This is a genomic window from Lentzea albidocapillata subsp. violacea, assembly GCF_900100275.1.
Classification (GTDB): Bacteria; Actinomycetota; Actinomycetes; order Mycobacteriales; family Pseudonocardiaceae; genus Lentzea; species Lentzea violacea.
On sequence record NZ_FNET01000011.1, the window covers coordinates 214,344 to 232,282 of the forward strand.

A 17,939-nucleotide genomic window follows, 5' to 3' on the forward strand; every position below is an offset into this window, starting at 1 on the left:
TTTCAATTATCCCATCCAGCACCGACAATTTCGCGTCCGCGCAGGTCAGCCCATGACCTCGTAGACCGCAGGCATCGGCAGCGAGCGCCAGAACGCCCAGTCCACGGCGTGCCCAGCCGCCATCAACGCACGCGCCAGGAACGTCCCGTGCGACCCCACCAGCACAGTCACGTCCGGGTACTCCTCAGCCATGCGCGCCAACGCTTTCCCGGCCCGCAAGGTCAGCGCGTCAAGGCTCTCCCCCGCCCCGTGCACGGATCCCGGACGAGCCCAGCTGTGGGCGTACCGGGCCTCCCAGTCCGCACTCGGCAGCGGTCCCGACTCCCACTCCCGCAGCTCGGACCACGTCGTCACCGCGAGCCCCAGCGCGTCGGCGGCCGGTGTGACGGTCTGCACCGCGCGCAGCTGCGGGCTCGACAGCACCGCGGCGGGCTCGTACGCGGTGAGGCGCCCGGCCAACGACTTCGCCGCCTCCATGCCTGCGGGCGTCAGCGGGCGCTGGTCGTCGTCGGGCACGCCGAAGCGCGGCGGGACGGACTGCGCGTGGCGCACCAATACGATTCGTGTCGTCACAACACACCATCTTGGGGGAACAGGATGTTCGTGAAATCGCTGGGCACGGACGGTGCCGAGCTCAGGCCGCTGGAACCGTGGCAGGCCGAGGAGTTCTTCGCGCACATGGAGCGCGGCCGGGAGTTCATCGGGCAGCACATCGGGTTCGCCGACAAGGCGGGAGACCTGGAGAGCGCACGCGCACTCCTGCGGGGCTACGCGGACAAGGCGGCGGCCGACACCGGGCGGATCTTCGGGATCTGGCTGGACGACAAGCTGGTCGGCGGCGTGCTGCTGCGGGTGATGGACGTCCCGCAGGGCCGCGCCGAGGTCGGGTGCTGGCTGGAGCCGGCCGCGACCGGCAAGGGGCTGATCACGCGGGCGTCGAAGATCCTCATCGACTGGGTGATTCGCGAGCGCGGCGTGCATCGGGTTGAGTGGCTGGTGTCGTCGGCGAACGCGCCCAGCATCGCGGTCGCGCGGCGGCTCGGGATGAGCAAGGACGGCGTGCTGCGCTCGTACTTCCTGTACCGCGGGGTTCGGCAGGACCTCGAGGTGTGGTCGGTGCTGGCGCCGGAGTGGGAGAGCTGATGGACGACCTGGTGCTACTGCACGCCTTTCCGCTCGACGCGCGGATGTGGGACGTGCCGGGCGCGCTGACGCCGTCGTTGCGCGGCCATGGTGAACCCGATCTCGACACCGTCGCCGCCCAGGTGCTCGGCGTGCTCGACGAACGCAAGCTGGACAGCGTCGTGCTCGGCGGCTGCTCGATGGGCGGCTACGTGGCGATGGCGTTGCTCAGGCGTGCGCCGGAACGCGTCAAGGGCCTGGTCTTCGTCGACACCAAGCACACCGCGGACACGCCGGAAGCGGCCGCGAACCGCCACGCGATGGCGGACCGCGTCGAACGCGAGGGCGTCGGCGAGTGGCTGGCGGACGCGATGCTGCCGAACCTGCTCGGCCCCAACGCGTCGGACACGGCGCGGGCGTCGGTGCGCACCATGATCCTCGACCAGCGGGCCGAGGACGTGGCGTGGTGGCAGCGCGCGATGGCGAAGCGGCCGGACTCGACGGCCGTGCTGGAGTCGCTGAACGTCCCGTCCCTGGTGCTGGTCGGCGAACACGACAAGCTCGCGCCGCCCGACGTGGCGGCGAAGCTGGCCGTGACGCTGATGCACTCCACGAGCGAACGCATCGAGGACGCGGGGCACCTGCCGCCCGTCGAGCAGCCGGACGAGTTCCGCTTCCGGCTCGAACGGTGGCGTCAGCAGGTCGGAGTCTAGGGATTACCAGCGGCGCGCGGTCGGCCATCGCCGGCCGCGCGAGTCCCAGCACGCCTGGTGCCAGTGACGGCGTTCCTCCACCGAGCCCGTCTCCTGGGCGGGCCACGCCACGACGTGTGCGACGCCGGGGCGGATCTCGTGGTCGCAGCCGGGGCAACGGTAGGTCTTCTGCGCCTGAGCGCCCGAGATGGCGCGGACCAGCCAGTCCCCGTCCGGGCCTGACTCCGCGCGCGCCCAGCCGACACCACCACCGAGCGGTCGGGGGTCGTCTGGCTTGGGGCTGTTACGACGTGGCACGACAACACGTTAACCGCTCGTAGAATCAGGGCGTGCCGACCTACGAGTTCCGTTGCCGAACCTGCGACGACACCTTCGACGTGCAGCGCCCGATGAGCGAGTCGTCCTCGCCGGCGAACTGCCCCGAGGGCCATCCCGACACGGTCAAGCTGCTGTCCATGGCCGGGATCGGCGGCACGCAGCAGGCCGCGCCCGGTGGTGGCGGCGGTTGTTGCGGTGGAGGCTGCTGCGGCTAGCGCCGGATCTTGAAGAGGTAGACCAGGCTGGCGACGAGCAGCGCCGCGGCGAGGGGAACGTGCAGCGCCGGTGACGGTGGCGGCCGTCGTGGAGAACGACCGGATCACCAGGATCTAGGCGGTGCGGAACCCGGAAAAGCTGAAGCCCTGGCGAACCGCGGGACAGGGCTAGGACGTCTCGCGGTCGATCATGACCTCGGCGATCTTGCGGCCCTGGTCGCAAACATCGCCGAACTTGCCGGTCGAGTCGATGACGATGATGCCGAGCCCGCCACCGTTGTAGGGCAGGGCGAGCACGCACGACGGTTCGATGTCCTGCTCGCCGGTGCGGTCCAGGTACGAGACCTTGTGGCCCTTCACGTCCCAGTCGCCGGTGGTGCGCTCGATCTTGATCTGCGTGCTCTCCCGGAAGCGCAGGGAGACACCGACTTCGACGTCGTCGACCTTCGTCGTCCAGCGGCACGACTCCTCGAACGTCGAGTCGTAGTTGATCTGCGTGGGCGGCGTTTCGGCCTTGCCGCCGGGGTAGGGCAGGTCCGTCCACTTCAGCTTGGCGCAGTTGGGCGTGATCTCGCCGTCGATCGGCCCGCTCTCCGGATCCTCGGACGCGCTGGGCTCGGTGTTCGGGTCCGTGGACCCTTCCTTGTCGAACGGTGAGGTCACGTCGAGAGGGGCCTGCGCGACCGGACTGCCCTCGACGATCGCACGCGCACAGCCGGACGCGAGCACGAGGACAGCCAACAGGAGCACCAGTCGCCGCATGGCTCCCACCATGCCAGACGCGACATGGTGCCCCTGTGAGCGGCTCACGAGTAGTCGCGGAACCCCTTGCCGGTCTTGCGGCCGAGGCGACCGGCCGTGACCAGGTGTTCCAGCAACGGTGCCGGCGCGAAGCCGGGCTCGCGGAACTCGTTGTAGAGCGTGCGCTGGATCGCCAGCGACACGTCCAGACCCACGACGTCGAGCAGCGCGAACGGGCCCATCGGCAGGCCGCAGCCGACCTTCATCGCGTTGTCGATGTCGTCGGCCTCGGCGTAGTGGGCCTCCAGCATCTTCACCGCGTCGTTCAGGTACGGGAAGAGCAGCGCGTTGACGATGAAGCCGGCCACGTCGCCGCAGTGCACCGGGTGCTTGCCGAGGTCGAGGCAGATCTTGCGGGCCGTCGCGACCACGTCGGCGCCCGTGGAGATCGTCTCCACGACCTCCACCAGCTTCATGACCTGCGCGGGGTTGAAGAAGTGCAGGCCCACGACGTCCGCCGGCCTGCTCGTGGCGGCCGCGACCTCGATGACCGGCAGCGAGGACGTGGTCGTCGCGAGCACCGCGCCGGGCTTGCACACCTCGTCGAGCGCCGCGAAGACCTCCTTCTTGATCCCGATCTCCTCGGCCACCGCCTCGACGACCAGATCGCAGTCCGCCAGTTCCACGAACTCCACGGCGGGCGAGATGCGGGCGAGCGCCGCGTCGCGGTCCGCCTCGGAGAGCCTGCCCTTGCTGACCGCGCGGTCGAGCGACTTGCGCACCGCGCCGATCGCCTTCTCCGCCTTGTCCAGACCGCGTGCCCGCAACACCACGTCGTACCCGCGCTTGGCGAACACCTCGGCGATGCCCGTGGCCATCGTGCCCGTGCCGATGACACCGACCCGTTGAACCTCACGAGCCTGCGTAGCACTGTCCACTTCGGACGGCGTGTGCACGTCCTTGACGACGACCGGCGAATCGGGCCCGTCGTAGGTGTAGAAACCGCGCCCGCTCTTCCTGCCGAGCAGTCCGGCCGTGATCATCTGCTTCAGCAGCGGCGCCGGCGAGTGCAGCCGGTTGCGCGACTGGTGGTACATCGTGTCGAGGATCTCGTACGCGGTGTCGAGACCGATGAGGTCCAGCAGCGCCAACGGTCCCATCGGGTAGCCGCACCCGTACCGCATGGCCGCGTCGAGGTCCTCGCGCGTCGCGTACCTGGACTCCAGCATCTTGACGGCGTGGTTGAGGTACGGGAAGAGGAGGGCGTTCGCGATGAAGCCCGCCCGGTCCCCGATCACGACCGGCGACTTGCCCAGCCGCTCGGTGAACGCGACCACGTCGGTGATCACGTCCGGCTCCGTGACGACCGTGCGCACGACCTCGACCAGCTTGAGGACCTGCGTGGGGTTGAAGAAGTGCAGGCCCACGACCTTGCCGGGCCTCTTCGTGACGACGCTGATCTCGGTGATCGACAGCGACGACGTGTTGGACGCGATGATCGCCTCTGGCTTCAGGACCTCGTCGAGGTCCTTGAAGATCCGCGCCTTGAGCTCGATGCTCTCCGGCACGGCCTCGATGACGAGATCGCAGTCCGCGAGGCTGCTCAGGTCGAGGCTCGTGGTGACCCTGCCGTGCAGCGCCGTGCTCTCGTCCGCGGTCAGCTTCTCCCGCTTCACGGCCCGCTGCGTCGAGTGCTCGAGGTGCCCGAGACCGCGCTCGACGCCGGCCGCGTCGACTTCCACCACCTTGACGGCGAGCCCGGTGCGCGCGAGTACCTCCACGATGCCCGCGCCCATGGTTCCGAAGCCGACGACTCCGACGGTGTTGATTTCGCGCGCCACTGCAGACCTCCCAGCCGGGGTAAATCGTGGGCTACCAAGGAGTAACTTGCGGGCGACTATGCCACTCCCAGCGCCGGCGGGCGTCGTGAGCTTCGCCATCGGGATCGAAACAGTTATCGGTCTAGCAAACGCCTGGAACCTGCCTTTTGCCTGATGAACCCTTGTGGGGGAACGGGGCCTTGCGCCATCTGAGGGGCGACGGCTTGGTCGGGGCCCATGTTAGGCGGGCGGGCAGGGCGGCTCGGAGGGGTGTTCGGAGGGTGGGGTGTCAGGCGGCTCCCAGGGCGGGCGGCGGGCAGGGCGGGCGGCGGACCGGAAACGCAGCAGGCTGGGCTCCGCTGCCGTGACCTCGGGGAGTTTGGGCTCGGCAAGGCTGGATCGCGCGACAGGCTGAGGTGGCCTGGCGCGATCTGAGGTGGCCGGATCACGGTGCCGGATGTGGCGAGTAAGCCCGCGCCGGCCAGCTAGCGGTAGTCGCCTGTGGCAGGTGGGCCAACGGTTGCCGCGCAGCCCGATCGCCAGGCGACCGACTACCGCCAGGCCACCGGCTACCGCGCAGCCCGACCGTCACGCCGGCGACCAGCGACCGACGTCAGTCGTCGAAACCCCTCTCCGCCAGTTCCTCGATGCGTCGTACCGCCTCCCCCGCGTCCTTGCCCGTGGCCACCACGGTGATCGACTTGCCGCCTGGCGCGCTCAGGCCCATCAGGGCCAGCACGCTTGCCGCGTTCGCCTCCTGGTCGCCGTAGCGGACCACCACGTCGGCGTCTAGTTCTGCGACGGTGCGGGCGAGCAGGGCTGCCGGGCGGGCGTGGAGGCCCACCTCGTTGGTCAGCAGCACCTCTGCCGACACGGCGTCCGGCACCAGGTGCAGTGTTGGACGGGTGGGCGTGGACACCGGGGCCTCGCCCGCGGCGCCCTCGGCGGCGCTTGCCACGTCGGGCAGTGGGGCGCCTCCCTGGGCGGCTACGGCTGCCGCCACCGCGCCTTCCACCAAGGGGGCGTCCACCACCTTGTAGAGGGAAGGGTCGTCCGCTGATTCGACGGCCATCTCCGCCGTCATCTTGGCGCTGCCCAGGTCGTAGAGCACGACCACGCCCGCGCCCGAATCTGCGTCGGCCAGGGCTTCGACCACCGCGCCGTAGTCGGTGCCCAGGCCTCCTTCCTCGGTGCCGCCTACGGGGAGCACCGTGACGTCCGGGGCCATCTGGGTGGCCAGTTCCGCTACGCCGTTGGCCAGCATGTCGCTGTGCGAGACGACCACCAGGCCCACTCGGCTCGCCGAGGCTGCCGCCGTCATGACTTGGCCGCCGCGTCTGCGAAGGCGCGCAGCAGCAACGCCGTCGACCTCGCGCCCGGATCCATGTGGCCGGCGCTGCGCTCGCCGAGGTAGGAGGCGCGGCCCTTGCGCGCCACCATGGGCACGGTCGAGGAAGCGCCTTCTTCCGCTGCGTCGGCTGCTGCGGAGAGGGTGGCGGCCACCGTGCCTTCGGCGCTCGCCGCGGCGGTCACGGCCGGGGTCAGGGCGTCGACCATCGTCTTGTCGCCCACCACGGCCTTGCCGCGCGCGAACACGCCGTCGAGCGCGGCCTGCAGGGCTCGGGCCACCGTGTCGCGGTCCAGCTCGGCCGCGTCACCCACCGCGGCTGACGCGCGCAGGAAAGCGGTGCCGTACAACGGGCCCGCCGCGCCGCCGACCGTCGAGATCAACGTAGTGGCGACCAGCTTCAGCACCTTGCCGGGTGTGTCGGGTGGCTCGGTGTCCAAACGGGACAGCACGGCGGTGAAGCCGCGCTTCATGTTCTCGCCGTGGTCGGCGTCGCCGATCGCCTGGTCCAGGCGCACCAGCTCGTCGCGGTGCTCCTGGACGACGGCCGCCGCAGCTCGCAGGGCCGCCACGACGTCCGCTGCCGTGCAGCCCACCTCAGACTCCCCACCGCAGTGCGGGCGTGTGGACCGGCGCGTCCCACAGCTCGACCATCTCGTCGTCGAGGCGGAGCAGCGTGAGACTCATGCCCTGCATCTCCAGGCTCGTGATGTACGGGCCGACCAGCCTGCGTTCCACCGTGATCCCCCGATCCGCCAGCAGCTGTTCCGCGATGCCGTGTGCCAAGTAGAGCTCGAGCAGAGGTGTCCCGCCCATCCCGTTCGTGAAGAGCAGCACCCGGTCACCCGACGCGAACGGCAGGTCTTCCAGGATCGGGTCGAGCAACGCCGAGACCATCTCCGCGGCGGTACCGGCGGGCACCTTCTGCCGGCCCGGTTCGCCGTGGATGCCGATGCCGATCTCCATCTCGTCGTCGGCCAGCTCGAACGACGGCGAACCCACGTGCGGCACCGTGCACGCGGTGAGCGCGAGGCCCATCGACCGCACCGACGCGATCACCCGTAACGACAGCGCCTCACAGGCAGCCAGATCGGCACCGCGCTCGGCCGCCGCGCCCACGATCTTCTCCAGCAGCACCGTGCCGCCGACGCCGCGACGCCCCGCCGTGAACAGCGAGTCCTTCACCGCCACGTCGTCGTCGATCACGACCGACCTGACCTCGGACTCCGCGAGCTCGGCGGCCATCTCGAAGTTCAGCACGTCGCCCGTGTAGTTCTTCACGATCAGCAACGCGCCCGCGCCACCGTCCGTCCGCGACACGGCGTCGACCACCTGGTCCGACGTCGGCGACGTGAACACCGGGCCCGGACAGGCCGCGTCGAGCATGCCCCGCCCGACGAACCCGCCGTGCAACGGTTCGTGGCCCGACCCTCCACCCGAGATGATCGCGACCTTGCCCCGCACCGGCGCGTCCGCGCGCACCACGACGGCTGGGTCGTAGTGCACGGTCAGCAGGTCGGAGTGGGCTGCCTGCATGCCCCGCAGTGCGTCCTGCACCACGGTTTCCGGATCATTGATGATCTTCTTCATCGAACAGCCCTCCCGAGGAGTCGGTGCCGTGTTCCTTCTTACTCCGGGGGTCTGACACTCGGAACCAGCAAAGGACCCGCGTACCGTTAGGCCGCCCTAACAAACGCAGGTCAACATCACGTTCCGTAGTGGAGGAACAACGCCGTGCCCAAGAGAGCAGCGCTGCTCGTAGCAGCCGTCCTGACCCTGACCGCCTGCTCCAGCACACCGGACACGCCGACCGTCGCCCAAGGTGGCGAGGACTTCGGCAAGGCCGTCGAGCTGAGCAACGGTTTCGGCACGCAGCAGAAGCCCGGCGAGTTCCCCCGCACGATCAAGCACGCGATGGGCGAGACCCAGCTCGAGAAGAAACCCGAACGGGTGATCGTGCTCGACACCGGCGAGCTCGACAACGTCGTCGCACTGGGCATCAAGCCGGTCGGCATCGCCTACACCGACGGCTCGCCCACCATGCCGTCCTACGTCGGCGACAAGGGCGGCACGCCGGAGAACGTCGGCACGATCAACAACATCAACCTCGAAGCGATCACCAAGCTGAACCCGGACCTCATCCTGGGCTCGCAGCTGCGCGCGGAGGCCCTCTACCCGAAGCTCTCGGCGATCGCCCCGACGGTGTTCAGCGTGCGCCCCGGCTACGTGTGGAAGGAGAACTTCCTGCTCAACGCCGCCGCGCTCGACCGTCAGGCCGACGCCGCGAAGATGCTCGAGGACTACACGACCAAGGCCGTCGAGACCGGTGACGCCATCGAGAAGAAGCTCGGCGTGCGCCCGACGGTGACGGCGCTGCGCTTCCTTCCGGGCCGCATCCGCCTCTACGCCAAGAAGTCGTTCATCGGCACGATCCTGATCGACGCCAAGATCGGCCAGCCGACCCCGTCCCAGGTCGACGAACTGGCCGCCGAGGTCAGCGCGGAGGAGATCGGCAAGGCCGACGGTGACTTCATCCTCTACTCCACCTACGGCGACCCGGCCAAGACCGCGACGGGCGACGTCGTCGGCGGCCCGTTGTGGAGCGGCCTGAACGCCGTCAAGGCGGGCAAGGCCAAGCCGGTCCTCGACGAGACCTACTTCCTCGGCCTCGGCGTGCTCGCCGCGGACGTCGTCCTGGACGACATCAAGAAGCAGCTCGGCGTCTGAGAGACCGAGCAGATGCTGTGCCTCAGCGACCGAAGAGCGTCCGCGCGAGGCGCAGCATCTGCTTGCCCGCCATGGACGACCTGTCGAACGTCGCCATGTTGATCAGCGACTTGAACTTCAGCTTCGTCACGGCCTTGGCGTAGGCGAACTCGCGCAGCCCGTCGTCACCGTGGATGCGCCCGAACCCGGAGTCGCCGACGCCACCGAACGGCAGCCCCGGAATCGCCGCGTAGGTCAGCACGGAGTTGACCGACACCATCCCGACCCGCAGCTCGGCGGCCAGCTCCTCGCCACGCGACTTCGAGAACACGGCGGCGCCCAGCCCGTACTTCGACTGGTTCGCGAGCCGCACGCCCTCCAGCGCGTTCGGCACCCGGTTGATCACCACGGTCGGCCCGAAGGTCTCCTCCGTGACCGCCAGCGAGTCCTCCGGCACGTCGACCAGCACCACCGGCTCGACGTATGGCGGCCTGATCGAGTCCGGCCCGCCCACCAGGGCCTTGCCGCCTCGATCCAGCGCGTCCTGCACGTGCTCGCGGATGATCTCCACCTGCGACGGCATCGTGATCGGCCCGAGGTTCGCGTTCGGCTCGCCTCCCGGCTTGAGCTTCGCCGCCCGCTTCACCACGATCTCGGTGAACTCGTCGGCGACCTCCTCGGCCACGTAGATCCGTTCCACGCCCGCACAGGTCTGGCCGGCGTTGGACACCGCGCCCCAGATCGCGGCCTCGGCGGCAGCGGTCAGGTCGGCGTCCGAGTCGACGATCAGCGCGTCCTTGCCACCGCACTCGACCAGCACCGGCGTCAGCGACGCCGCGGCCGCGGCCATGACCTTCTTGCCGGTCCGGGTGGAACCCGTGAACGCGATCTTGTCGACACCCGAGGCGACCAGTGCCGCACCCGTCTCGCCGAAGCCCGTGACGACCTGGAACACCGGATACTCCGGTACGGCCTCGGTGAACGTCGACGCGAGGAACGTGCCGACGCCCGGGGTGAACTCCGACGGCTTGAACACCACGGTGTTGCCCGCGGAAAGTGCGTACGAGATAGAACCCATGGGCGTGTGCGCGGGGTAGTTCCACGGCCCGATGACGCCGATGACGCCCAACGGCCGGTACTCCAGCGTCGCGCTGTGGTTGAACATCAGCATGCCCGAGGACACGCGGCGCTTGCCCAGCACACGACCGGCGTGCCGCGAGGCCCAGTGCAGGTGATCCATCACCAGCGCGACCTCGACGCGGGAGTCGTCCGCGGGCTTGCCCGTCTCCGAGCTGATCAACGCGATGAACTCGTCCGAGCGCTGCGAGAGGATCCTGCGCCACGCGTCGAGCTTGGTCTTGCGGCCCTCGAAGCCGAGACCCGCCCACCACGCGGCGGCCTCGCGCGCCGAGGACACCGCGTCCTCGACCTCGGCGGCCGTGTGGATCGGGTGGTGCGCGACGACCTCACCCGTGCGCGGGTCCAGCGAGGCGAACCGCCGCTGCTCGCCATCGGCCGACAGCGCGCTGTCCGAAGCGGTCTGCGTCATGAGAGCTCCTCCGGTACTCGCCAGTAACCTCGACCCTAACGCGTGCTCGGAGAACTTTCAGCCCCCGCCTGGTCCCGCACGGGACGGTCAGGCCTGGGGCAGCAGGGGAAGAACCGCCTTGGCGAACGCCTGCGCCGCCTGGCAGCGATCCAGTTCCTTCTCCTTCGAGGCCGCGACGATGAACTCCACGATCTCACCCGCGTCGTCCTGATCCCTCGTGCGGATCAGCACCAGCTCGCACGTGGGGAACGCGCCGTCCCTGAACGACTGGTAACCCTTCAGCCCGCCACCGAGATCGGTCTCGACGGACCTGCTGTCGAACTTGCCGTCCTTCGGGATGCGCGCCGTCTTGAACTCGATCTGCATCTGCGCGCTCTGTCCCGTCCACGAGCACTGGTGCAGACCGTACGGCAGCGCCCGCGGCGAGGCACCGAGCACCGGCGCGAGCGTCGACTTCTCCACGATCGCGCACGGGTCGACCTCGACCGGCGAGCCCTTCGGCGGGCTGTACTTCTGCGGGTTGCCCCTGAGCTTGCGCACGACGCCTTCGAGCACCTTGCGCCCCGGCTCGCACGCCTCACTGCCGCCGGTGCCGGTGTTCACCTGCAGCCGCACGGCCTGTGCCGGGCTCTCCTGCGTCACTGCCGAGATGAAGCACGAGGTGTTGCTCAGCTTCTGCTCACCGCTCCTGAGGCCGGCGATCTGCTTGGTCGCCTTCTTCAGCTCGGTGGACGTCAGCGAGTAGCCGATGTCCAGCGTGATGTTGAGCGTCTTGCCGGCCTTGTCCTTCATGTAGTTGGCGCAGCGCGTGTAGGAGCTGCTCGAGTACCTCGACGGCGTGCCGACCGTCTGCAGCAGTTCCTTCTCGATCAGCGCGCACGGGTTGATCAGCCGCAGGCGCTCGGGCGCGAACGCCGGATCGACCGGTTTGCCCGGCTGCGCGGACTGCTTGACCGACGGGTCGGTCGACGTCGTCGTGTCCGCACCCGCCTGCACGGTGCGGCGCGGCGAGTTGGTCTTGGCAAGACCCGGGCCGGTCGCACAGCCGGCCATCAGCAGCGCGGCGGCGGCGACCACAGCGGTGGCACGAAAACGAGGCACGACGTGCACGGTAGCGACCTTCGCGCGCCTTCGTGGGCGGTACCCCGAGTTACTCCGTGGCACATGTCACCCACAGCTACGGGAACGATTCAGAAGATCAACGCGCTGTACCGGGTGAAGACCCCGAGAGAAGGAGAAACGTGCGAAACCGAATTCGCCGCGCATTCAAACGGCTCGACGTGTGGACGATCGAGGCCTTCAACCCTGTCTACCCTGGTCGTCCCCAGTCATAGCTCCTTGAGCGGCTGCTTGTCCGGGTCCGCGAACTGGGGGCGCAGCAGCGCCCACGCGGCGAACAGCGCCGCCAGCGCCACCATGGCGACGCCGGCCCACAGGTTGATGTTGACCCCCTGAGCTTTGGCCAGGTCCTCGTCGGTCGTGAACCCGAACCCGATGACGACCAGTACGACGCCGTACAGGCCGAAGAGGAAAGCGATGATCAGTCGCAGGTCGAACAACCTCATGGCAGCCTCCCTCAGCCGAAGATGAAGTAGAGAACGGTCGTCAGGGCCAGCACTCCGCCACCCAGCAGGGCGGGCGAGCGGTACCAGCCCGCGTCCTCACCGGTGGTGGAGTGCGCCCTGTCCTTCTTGGGCGTGAGGCTGTAGACCAGCCCGACGAGCTCGCTGTCCGGCTTGGGCCTCGTGACCATGGTGACCGCGACGCTCACGACGATGTCGACCGCGAACGCGAGACCCGCGCCGAGGAAGCTCGCGCCCTGACCGGGCAGTTCCAGCAGCTCGATGCCGAACGACGGCTCCGAGATCACGTAGATGAAGATCGCGGTGAACGTGCCCGCGAGCAGACCGACCCAACCGGCGGTCGGCGTCATCCGCTTCCAGAACATGCCGAGGATGAACGTCGCGAACAGCGGCGCGTTGAAGAACGAGAACAACGCCTGGATGTAGTCCATGATGTTGGACCCGCCGAGCGCCGCCGCGATGAACGCCGTGCCGATCGCCAGGACACACGCACCGACCGTGGCGAGACGTCCGATACGCAGGTAGTACTCGTCCGGCTTGTCCTTCTTGATGTAGTCCTGCCACAGGTCGTACGTGAAGACGGTGTTGAACGAGCTGACGTTCGCCGCCACACCGGCCATGAAGCTCGCCAGCAGACCCGTGATCGCGATGCCGAGGATGCCGTTGGGCAGCAGGTCGCGCATCAGCAGCGGCAGCACGTCGTTGTAGGCCACGCCGCTGCTGGTGTCACCGGCCTTGAGCTGGGCCATCTCCGGCACGATCAGCGCGGCGATGATGCCGGGGATGATGATGATCGCCGGGATCAACGCCTTCGGGTACGCGCCGATGATCGGCGTGCGCTTGGCCGCGGACATCGACTTCGCGCTCATCGCGCGCTGCACCTCGGCGAAGTTCGTCGTCCAGTAGCCGAACGACAGCACGAAGCCGAGACCGAACACCAGACCGATGACACTCCACACCGGATGGTCGATGCCGGTGAGTTCGGTCGCGGGCCAGGCGGACAGCTGCTCCTGGTCGGTCACCTTCTCGACGATCCCCTGCCAGCCGCCGACCTTGATCAGGCCGACGATCGTCAACGGCGCCAAGGCGGCCACGATGACGAAGAACTGCAGCACCTCGTTGTAGATGGCCGCACTCAGGCCGCCGAGCGCCGTGTACGCGAGCACCACCAGCGCCGCGACGCAGATGGACACCGGCAGCGGCCACCCGAGCAGCGCGTCGATGATCACCGCGAGCGCGAACAGGTTGATGCCCGCGATCAGGATCTGCGCGACGGCGAAGCTGATCGCGTTGACCAGGTGGGCCGGTTTGCCGAACCGGCGGAGCATGAACTCGGGGACACTGCGCACTTTCGAGCCGTAGTAGAACGGCATCATCACCAGACCGAGGAACACCATCGCGGGGATGGCGCCGATCCAGTAGTAGTGCACGGTCGCCATGCCGTACTGCGCGCCGTTCGCCGTCATGCCCATCAGCTCGAGCGCGCCGAGGTTCGCCGAGATGAACGCGAGCCCGGTGACCCACGCCGGCAGCGCTCGCCCGGACAGCAGGAAGTCGAGGCTGGAGGAGACGGATCGTCGTGCCATCACGCCGATGCCGAGAACCACCACGAAGTAGATGACGAGCAACGCGTAGTCGATCGGTCCCGCGTCAAGCCGCAGGTCCGCCTCGGCCAACACCGACACCGCCCACCTCCCAAGATTCCAACAAAGTCGAACATCACCGACCAGGAGGGGACATTACTCCAGGTGGATCGGTTCTTACCCCGTGTACATGATCACGAAACCATGACCTGGAACGGGGTGCTTGCTGGAAGCCAGGCAGTGCGGTCAGAACAGGCGGAACTCGTCCGGCTCGATCCCGCGCAACGCGTCGTAGTCCAGCACCACGCACCGGATCCCGCGGTCCTCGGCCAGCACCCGCGCCTGCGGCTTGATCTGCTGCGCCGCGAACACACCCTGCACCGGAGCGAGCAGCGGATCGCGGTTGAGCAGCTCCAGGTACCTGGTCAGCTGCTCGACACCGTCGATCTCGCCACGCCGCTTGATCTCGACGGCCACCGAACCACCGGAGGCGTTGCGGCACATCAGGTCGACCGGGCCGATCGGGGTCGGGAACTCACGGCGCACCAGGGACCAGCCGTCGCCCAGCGTCGTGACGTGCTCGGCGAGGAGCTTCTGCAGGTCGGCTTCGACGCCGTCCTTCTGCAGGCCGGGCTCCGGGCCGAGCTCGTGCTTGGAGTCGTGCATGACCTCTTCGAGGGTGATGATCAGCTTCTCCCCCGCCTTGTTCTGCACCGTCCAGATGTCCGGGTCCTCGATCAGCCAGCAGGGCGGGCTCATCCAGTTCAACGGCTTGTACGCGCGGTCGTCGGAGTGGATCGACACCGAACCGTCTGCCTTGATCAGCAGCAAGCGCTGAGCCATCGGCAGATGGGCGGTGAGCCGGCCTACGTAGTCGACCTTGCAGCGAGCGATGACGAGACGCACCGCGACAGGCTACGGGGTGTGTCCAACAACCGGACGTTAGGTACGGTCCGTGCCGTGGAAAGCCTCGGCACCCGTCAGGTGTACGCAAACCCGTGGATGACCGTTCGCGAGGACGAGATCAAGCGCGCGGACGGTTCGAGTGGCATCTACGGCGTGGTCGACAAGCCCGACTTCGCGCTGATCATCCCGCTCGACGGCGAACGCGTGCGGCTCGTCGAGCAGTTCCGGTATCCGATCGGCCTGCGCCGCTGGGAGTTCCCGCAGGGCACGGCGCCGGACCGCGCCGACTCCGGGCCGCTGGAGCTGGCCCGCCGCGAGCTCCGCGAGGAGACGGGGCTGCGCGCCGGCCGGATGATCGAGCTCGGCGTGCTCGACGTCGCGCCCGGCATGTCGTCGCAGCGCGGCCGCGTGTTCCTCGCTACCGACCTGTCCGAGGGCTTTCACGAGCGGGAGCACGAGGAGCAGGACATGCGGTCAGCGTGGTTCCCGCGCGCCGACTTCGAGTCGATGGTCTCCAAGGGTGAGATCAGCGACGCCCAGTCCATCGCCGCCTACACGCTTCTCCTGCTGCACGAACACTCCCAGCCCTAGTTCTGGCAGCCTTGAAAGGCAGCCCGGTAGCTCTGCGGTGACGTCCCGGCGATCCGCTTGAACCTGTCACGGAACGCCGTGGCCGATCCGAAGCCCACGCGGCTCGCGATCAGCTCCACCGGGTCCCTGGTCGTCTCCAGCAGGTGCTGCGCCTGGCGGACCCGCGCGCGGTGCAGCCACTGGAGCGGCGTCGTGCCCGTCTGCTCACGAAAGCGCCGGTTCAACGTCCGCGTGCTCATGCCCGCCTGCTTCGCCAGGTCCTCCAGCGTCAGGTCGAGCGACGCGTTGGCCTCCATCCACCGCAGCACGGGTTCCAGCTCGGCTCCTTGAGGCGTCACGGGCGGTGTCACGATGAACTGCGCCTGCCCGCCTTCTCTCTCAAGGGGCATCACGGCGAACCGCGCGGCATCGGCCGCCACCGCTGACCCGTGATCGCGCCGGATCATGTGCAGGCACAGGTCCAGCCCCGCCGCGGCACCCGCGGACGTCAGGAACTGCCCGTTGTCGACGTACAGCACGTCCGGGTCGACCTCCAGCGCCGGAAACCGCGCCGCCAGCTCCTCCGCTCCCAGCCAGTGCGTCGTCACCCGCAGCCCGTCGAGCAGACCGGTCGCCGCGAACACGAACGCCCCCGTGCAGATCGACGCGATCCGCACACCCCTCGCCGCGGCCTGCCGCAACCCGTCGATCAACGGCTTCGGGACGACCAGGTCCGGATCGTGGCCTGGCAGAACGATCGTGTCCACTTCGGACAACAACTCCAAGCCGTGCGGGATCTTGATTTCGAAGCAGCCCGCGTCGACAGTCCTCTTCGGACCGCAGACCCGCACGCGGTACCGCCCGACCCAGTTGAACGCGTCGACCGGTGTCGCGAAGTCGAACGGGACGACGCTGTCCATCGCTACCACTGCCACCTCGTGCACGTCCACCACCGTAGCTGGCGAGAATCCGTTGGAACATGGCATTCCAGCCAGTTCTCACCACGGCCTCCCGCTCCTACGGTTCTGATCACCGACGCGAGGAGACGCAGTGAGAGCCCAAGTGGTGTTGTTCGACGGCTTCGACCCGTTGGACGTGATCGGCCCGTACGAGACGCTGACCGCAGGCGGAATCCCGGCCGAACTGGTGACGGCGGAGGGACCACGCGAGGTCCCCGCCGGGCTCAGCCTGCTGTCCCTCAAGGCAACCGCCCGGCTCGACCCCGGCGCCGGCATCATCGTGGTTCCCGGCGCCGCGGCCACGCACGAGGACGAGACGTTCGCCCTGCTCAGCGCGGCGGCGGCCACACTCGCACCGGTGCTCGCAGACTCGAAAGCGATCATCGCCACCGTGTGCGGAGGATCGCTCCTGCTGGGCATCGCCGGCCTGATCAAAGGCCGGAACGCCACCACGAACCACCTCGGCCTGCACGCGCTGGAGTCGATGGGGGTGAACGCCGTGCGCGCCCGCATCGTCGACGACGGCGACCTGGTCACCGCCGCCGGTGTCACGTCCGGCGTCGACCTCGGCCTCTACCTCGTCGAACGCGAGGTCGGCGCCCAGCGAGCCCTGAAGGTCGAGGAGTTGTTCGCCCACGAACGCCGCGGCACGGTGTGGAGTGCGGCGTGAGCAAGTTCTTCCTCTCGCTGCACGTCCTGGCCGCCATCATCGCGATCGGCCCGGTCACCGTCGCCGCCAGCATGTTCCCGAAGGCCGTGACCACGGCCGGCAATCCCGAACTCCTGCACCGGATCTGCCGTGTCTACGCGCTCATCGGCATCTCGGTGCCGGTCTTCGGGTTCGCGACGGCCGGCGTGATGGGCGTGACCGGCCACCCGTGGGTGATCGTGTCGATCGCGCTCACCACCGCCGCCGCGTTCGTGCTCGCCCTGAAGATCCTTCCCGGCCAGGAGAAGGCCCTCAGGACCAAGGACATCAAGCACCTGGCCATGTACACAGGCGTCTTCAACCTGTTGTGGGCGACCGTGACCGTGCTGATGATCCTCCGGCCGGGCTCGACGACGGGTGCCTAACGCTGCGACACCGGGCGCACGACGATCTCGTTGACATCGACCTCCGCGGGCTGCGAGATCGCGTAGGCGATGGCGTCACCGATGGCGGACGCCGGCAGCGCGAGCTTGCGGAAGTCCTCCATCAGCGACGCCGCGAAGTCCTCCGTGATGGTGTCCGCCAGCTCGGACTCCGTGACGCCAGGCGAGATCACGGTGACGCGCAGGTCGTCACGCTCTTGGCGCAGGCCCTCGGAGATCGCCCACACCGCGTACTTCGTCGCGCAGTACACGGCGGCGGTCGGCATGACCATGTGTGCGCCGATCGAGGCGACGTTCACGACGTGCCCGCCGCCCGTGAACCGGGGCAGCACGGCAGCGATGCCGTTCAGCACGCCCTTGATGTTCACGTCCACCATGCGGTCCCACTCGTCGACCTTCAGCGAACCCATGAGGGACAACGGCATCACGCCCGCGTTGTTCACCAGCACGTCGACTCGCCCGTACCGCTGCACCGCCGCATCCACAAAGGACTGGAAGGACTCACGGGAGGTCACGTCCAGCGGCGCGTACGAACCACCGATCTCGTCGGCCAGCGCTGCCAGCCGATCCTCCCGCCGTGCACCCAGGAACACCTGGTGCCCGGCCTTGGCGAGGACTCGGGCCGTCGCCTCGCCGATGCCGCTGGAAGCTCCACTGATCACCACAACTTTTTCGCTCATGGCAACAACGATCAACGCGCGGCGCTGCCCCCAC

21 protein-coding genes are annotated in these 17,939 nt (G+C 68.5%); 7 read left to right on the forward strand and 14 right to left on the reverse strand.

Features of this window, described 5'->3' with window-relative positions; translation table 11 throughout:
• Positions 1–45: 45 nt before the first annotated feature.
• The gene (locus BLR21_RS24620) at positions 46–573 is read right to left on the reverse strand and encodes a histidine phosphatase family protein (RefSeq protein WP_090008695.1); all 528 of its coding nucleotides are present in this window, start codon (positions 571–573) and stop codon (positions 46–48) included.
• A gap of 24 nt (positions 574–597) precedes the next feature.
• Between BLR21_RS24620 and BLR21_RS24625 the strand changes: the two genes are divergently transcribed.
• Positions 598–1,143 (forward strand): GNAT family N-acetyltransferase, encoded by a 546-nt coding sequence (locus BLR21_RS24625; protein ID WP_030480485.1) that lies wholly within the window; start codon positions 598–600, stop codon positions 1,141–1,143.
• Positions 1,143–1,835 (forward strand): alpha/beta fold hydrolase, encoded by a 693-nt coding sequence (locus tag BLR21_RS24630; RefSeq protein WP_090008697.1) that lies wholly within the window; start codon positions 1,143–1,145, stop codon positions 1,833–1,835. The genes BLR21_RS24625 and BLR21_RS24630 overlap by 1 nt, the downstream gene beginning before the upstream one ends.
• Positions 1,836–1,838: 3 nt before the next feature.
• On the opposite strand, the gene BLR21_RS24635 is transcribed toward BLR21_RS24630, so the two are convergent.
• The gene (locus tag BLR21_RS24635; RefSeq protein WP_090008700.1) at positions 1,839–2,132 is read right to left on the reverse strand and encodes a hypothetical protein; all 294 of its coding nucleotides are present in this window, start codon (positions 2,130–2,132) and stop codon (positions 1,839–1,841) included.
• Between the two features lie 32 nt (positions 2,133–2,164).
• Between BLR21_RS24635 and BLR21_RS24640 the strand changes: the two genes are divergently transcribed.
• Positions 2,165–2,368, forward strand: a complete 204-nt coding sequence (locus tag BLR21_RS24640) for an FmdB family zinc ribbon protein (RefSeq protein WP_090008702.1) — start codon at positions 2,165–2,167, stop codon at positions 2,366–2,368.
• Between the two features lie 168 nt (positions 2,369–2,536).
• Here BLR21_RS24640 and BLR21_RS24645 read toward each other — a convergent pair whose 3' ends face one another.
• The 5 genes from BLR21_RS24645 to dhaK form a co-directional block, all read right to left on the reverse strand.
• Positions 2,537–3,130, reverse strand: coding sequence for a DUF3558 family protein (locus BLR21_RS24645; protein WP_176929773.1), 594 nt, complete (start codon positions 3,128–3,130; stop codon positions 2,537–2,539).
• Positions 3,131–3,174: 44 nt separating this feature from the next.
• Positions 3,175–4,950 carry a 3-hydroxyacyl-CoA dehydrogenase family protein gene (locus BLR21_RS24650; protein WP_090008706.1) on the reverse strand — a complete coding sequence of 592 codons (1,776 nt, stop codon included), beginning with the start codon at positions 4,948–4,950 and terminating at the stop codon, positions 3,175–3,177.
• A 592-nt stretch (positions 4,951–5,542) separates the two neighbouring features.
• Complete coding sequence (gene dhaM / locus BLR21_RS24655; protein WP_090008707.1) at positions 5,543–6,250, reverse strand: dihydroxyacetone kinase phosphoryl donor subunit DhaM; 708 nt, start codon at positions 6,248–6,250, stop codon at positions 5,543–5,545.
• Positions 6,247–6,873, reverse strand: a complete 627-nt coding sequence (dhaL, locus tag BLR21_RS24660; protein WP_090008709.1) for a dihydroxyacetone kinase subunit DhaL — start codon at positions 6,871–6,873, stop codon at positions 6,247–6,249. Before dhaL ends, dhaM begins: the two co-directional genes overlap by 4 nt.
• A gap of 1 nt (position 6,874) precedes the next feature.
• The gene (gene dhaK / locus BLR21_RS24665) at positions 6,875–7,867 is read right to left on the reverse strand and encodes a dihydroxyacetone kinase subunit DhaK (protein ID WP_090008711.1); all 993 of its coding nucleotides are present in this window, start codon (positions 7,865–7,867) and stop codon (positions 6,875–6,877) included.
• A gap of 144 nt (positions 7,868–8,011) precedes the next feature.
• Here dhaK and BLR21_RS24670 point away from each other — a divergent pair, with 144 nt between their 5' ends.
• Positions 8,012–9,004, forward strand: a complete 993-nt coding sequence (locus BLR21_RS24670) for an ABC transporter substrate-binding protein (protein WP_090008713.1) — start codon at positions 8,012–8,014, stop codon at positions 9,002–9,004.
• Between the two features lie 22 nt (positions 9,005–9,026).
• Here the strand turns inward: BLR21_RS24670 and BLR21_RS24675 are convergent, their stop codons facing one another.
• The 5 genes from BLR21_RS24675 to nucS form a co-directional block, all read right to left on the reverse strand.
• Complete coding sequence (locus tag BLR21_RS24675) at positions 9,027–10,532, reverse strand: aldehyde dehydrogenase family protein (RefSeq protein WP_090008715.1); 1,506 nt, start codon at positions 10,530–10,532, stop codon at positions 9,027–9,029.
• A gap of 87 nt (positions 10,533–10,619) precedes the next feature.
• Positions 10,620–11,633, reverse strand: a complete 1,014-nt coding sequence (locus BLR21_RS24680; RefSeq protein ID WP_143027860.1) for a hypothetical protein — start codon at positions 11,631–11,633, stop codon at positions 10,620–10,622.
• 227 nt (positions 11,634–11,860) lie between these two features.
• Positions 11,861–12,097 (reverse strand): hypothetical protein, encoded by a 237-nt coding sequence (locus BLR21_RS24685; RefSeq protein ID WP_090008719.1) that lies wholly within the window; start codon positions 12,095–12,097, stop codon positions 11,861–11,863.
• Between the two features lie 11 nt (positions 12,098–12,108).
• Positions 12,109–13,800, reverse strand: coding sequence for a sodium:solute symporter family protein (locus tag BLR21_RS24690; protein WP_090008721.1), 1,692 nt, complete (start codon positions 13,798–13,800; stop codon positions 12,109–12,111).
• A gap of 144 nt (positions 13,801–13,944) precedes the next feature.
• Entirely contained in the window at positions 13,945–14,604 is a 660-nt protein-coding gene (gene nucS / locus BLR21_RS24695; RefSeq protein ID WP_030480472.1) for an endonuclease NucS, read from the reverse strand.
• 54 nt (positions 14,605–14,658) lie between these two features.
• On the opposite strand from nucS, the gene BLR21_RS24700 reads away from it, so the two are divergent.
• Positions 14,659–15,195, forward strand: coding sequence for an NUDIX domain-containing protein (locus tag BLR21_RS24700; RefSeq protein WP_030480471.1), 537 nt, complete (start codon positions 14,659–14,661; stop codon positions 15,193–15,195).
• On the opposite strand, the gene BLR21_RS24705 is transcribed toward BLR21_RS24700, so the two are convergent.
• Positions 15,192–16,118, reverse strand: a complete 927-nt coding sequence (locus BLR21_RS24705; protein ID WP_090008861.1) for a GlxA family transcriptional regulator — start codon at positions 16,116–16,118, stop codon at positions 15,192–15,194. The genes BLR21_RS24700 and BLR21_RS24705 overlap by 4 nt on opposite strands.
• 106 nt (positions 16,119–16,224) lie before the next feature.
• Between BLR21_RS24705 and BLR21_RS24710 the strand changes: the two genes are divergently transcribed.
• Both BLR21_RS24710 and BLR21_RS24715 read left to right on the forward strand, forming a co-directional pair.
• Positions 16,225–16,803: a DJ-1/PfpI family protein gene (locus BLR21_RS24710; protein WP_090008725.1), complete on the forward strand. Its 579-nt coding sequence runs from the start codon at positions 16,225–16,227 to the stop codon at positions 16,801–16,803.
• Positions 16,800–17,207: a hypothetical protein gene (locus BLR21_RS24715; protein WP_090008863.1), complete on the forward strand. Its 408-nt coding sequence runs from the start codon at positions 16,800–16,802 to the stop codon at positions 17,205–17,207. Before BLR21_RS24710 ends, BLR21_RS24715 begins: the two co-directional genes overlap by 4 nt.
• Here BLR21_RS24715 and BLR21_RS24720 read toward each other — a convergent pair.
• Positions 17,204–17,905: an SDR family oxidoreductase gene (locus tag BLR21_RS24720; RefSeq protein ID WP_090008727.1), complete on the reverse strand. Its 702-nt coding sequence runs from the start codon at positions 17,903–17,905 to the stop codon at positions 17,204–17,206. The two genes, BLR21_RS24715 and BLR21_RS24720, sit on opposite strands and share 4 nt — an antisense overlap.
• Positions 17,906–17,939: the final 34 nt, after the last annotated feature.

Bases quoted from the DNA above. Each gene is read 5' to 3' on its own strand.
- BLR21_RS24630 (WP_090008697.1), top strand. From the start codon at position 1,143: ATGGACGACCTGGTGCTACTGCACGCCTTTCCGCTCGACGCGCGGATG.
- dhaK (WP_090008711.1), bottom strand. From the start codon at position 7,867: ATGAAGAAGATCATCAATGATCCGGAAACCGTGGTGCAGGACGCACTG.
- BLR21_RS24720 (WP_090008727.1), bottom strand. From the start codon at position 17,905: ATGAGCGAAAAAGTTGTGGTGATCAGTGGAGCTTCCAGCGGCATCGGC.
- BLR21_RS24625 (WP_030480485.1), top strand. From the start codon at position 598: ATGTTCGTGAAATCGCTGGGCACGGACGGTGCCGAGCTCAGGCCGCTG.
- BLR21_RS24645 (WP_176929773.1), bottom strand. From the start codon at position 3,130: ATGCGGCGACTGGTGCTCCTGTTGGCTGTCCTCGTGCTCGCGTCCGGC.
- dhaM (WP_090008707.1), bottom strand. From the start codon at position 6,250: ATGACGGCGGCAGCCTCGGCGAGCCGAGTGGGCCTGGTGGTCGTCTCG.
- BLR21_RS24675 (WP_090008715.1), bottom strand. From the start codon at position 10,532: ATGACGCAGACCGCTTCGGACAGCGCGCTGTCGGCCGATGGCGAGCAG.
- BLR21_RS24685 (WP_090008719.1), bottom strand. From the start codon at position 12,097: ATGAGGTTGTTCGACCTGCGACTGATCATCGCTTTCCTCTTCGGCCTG.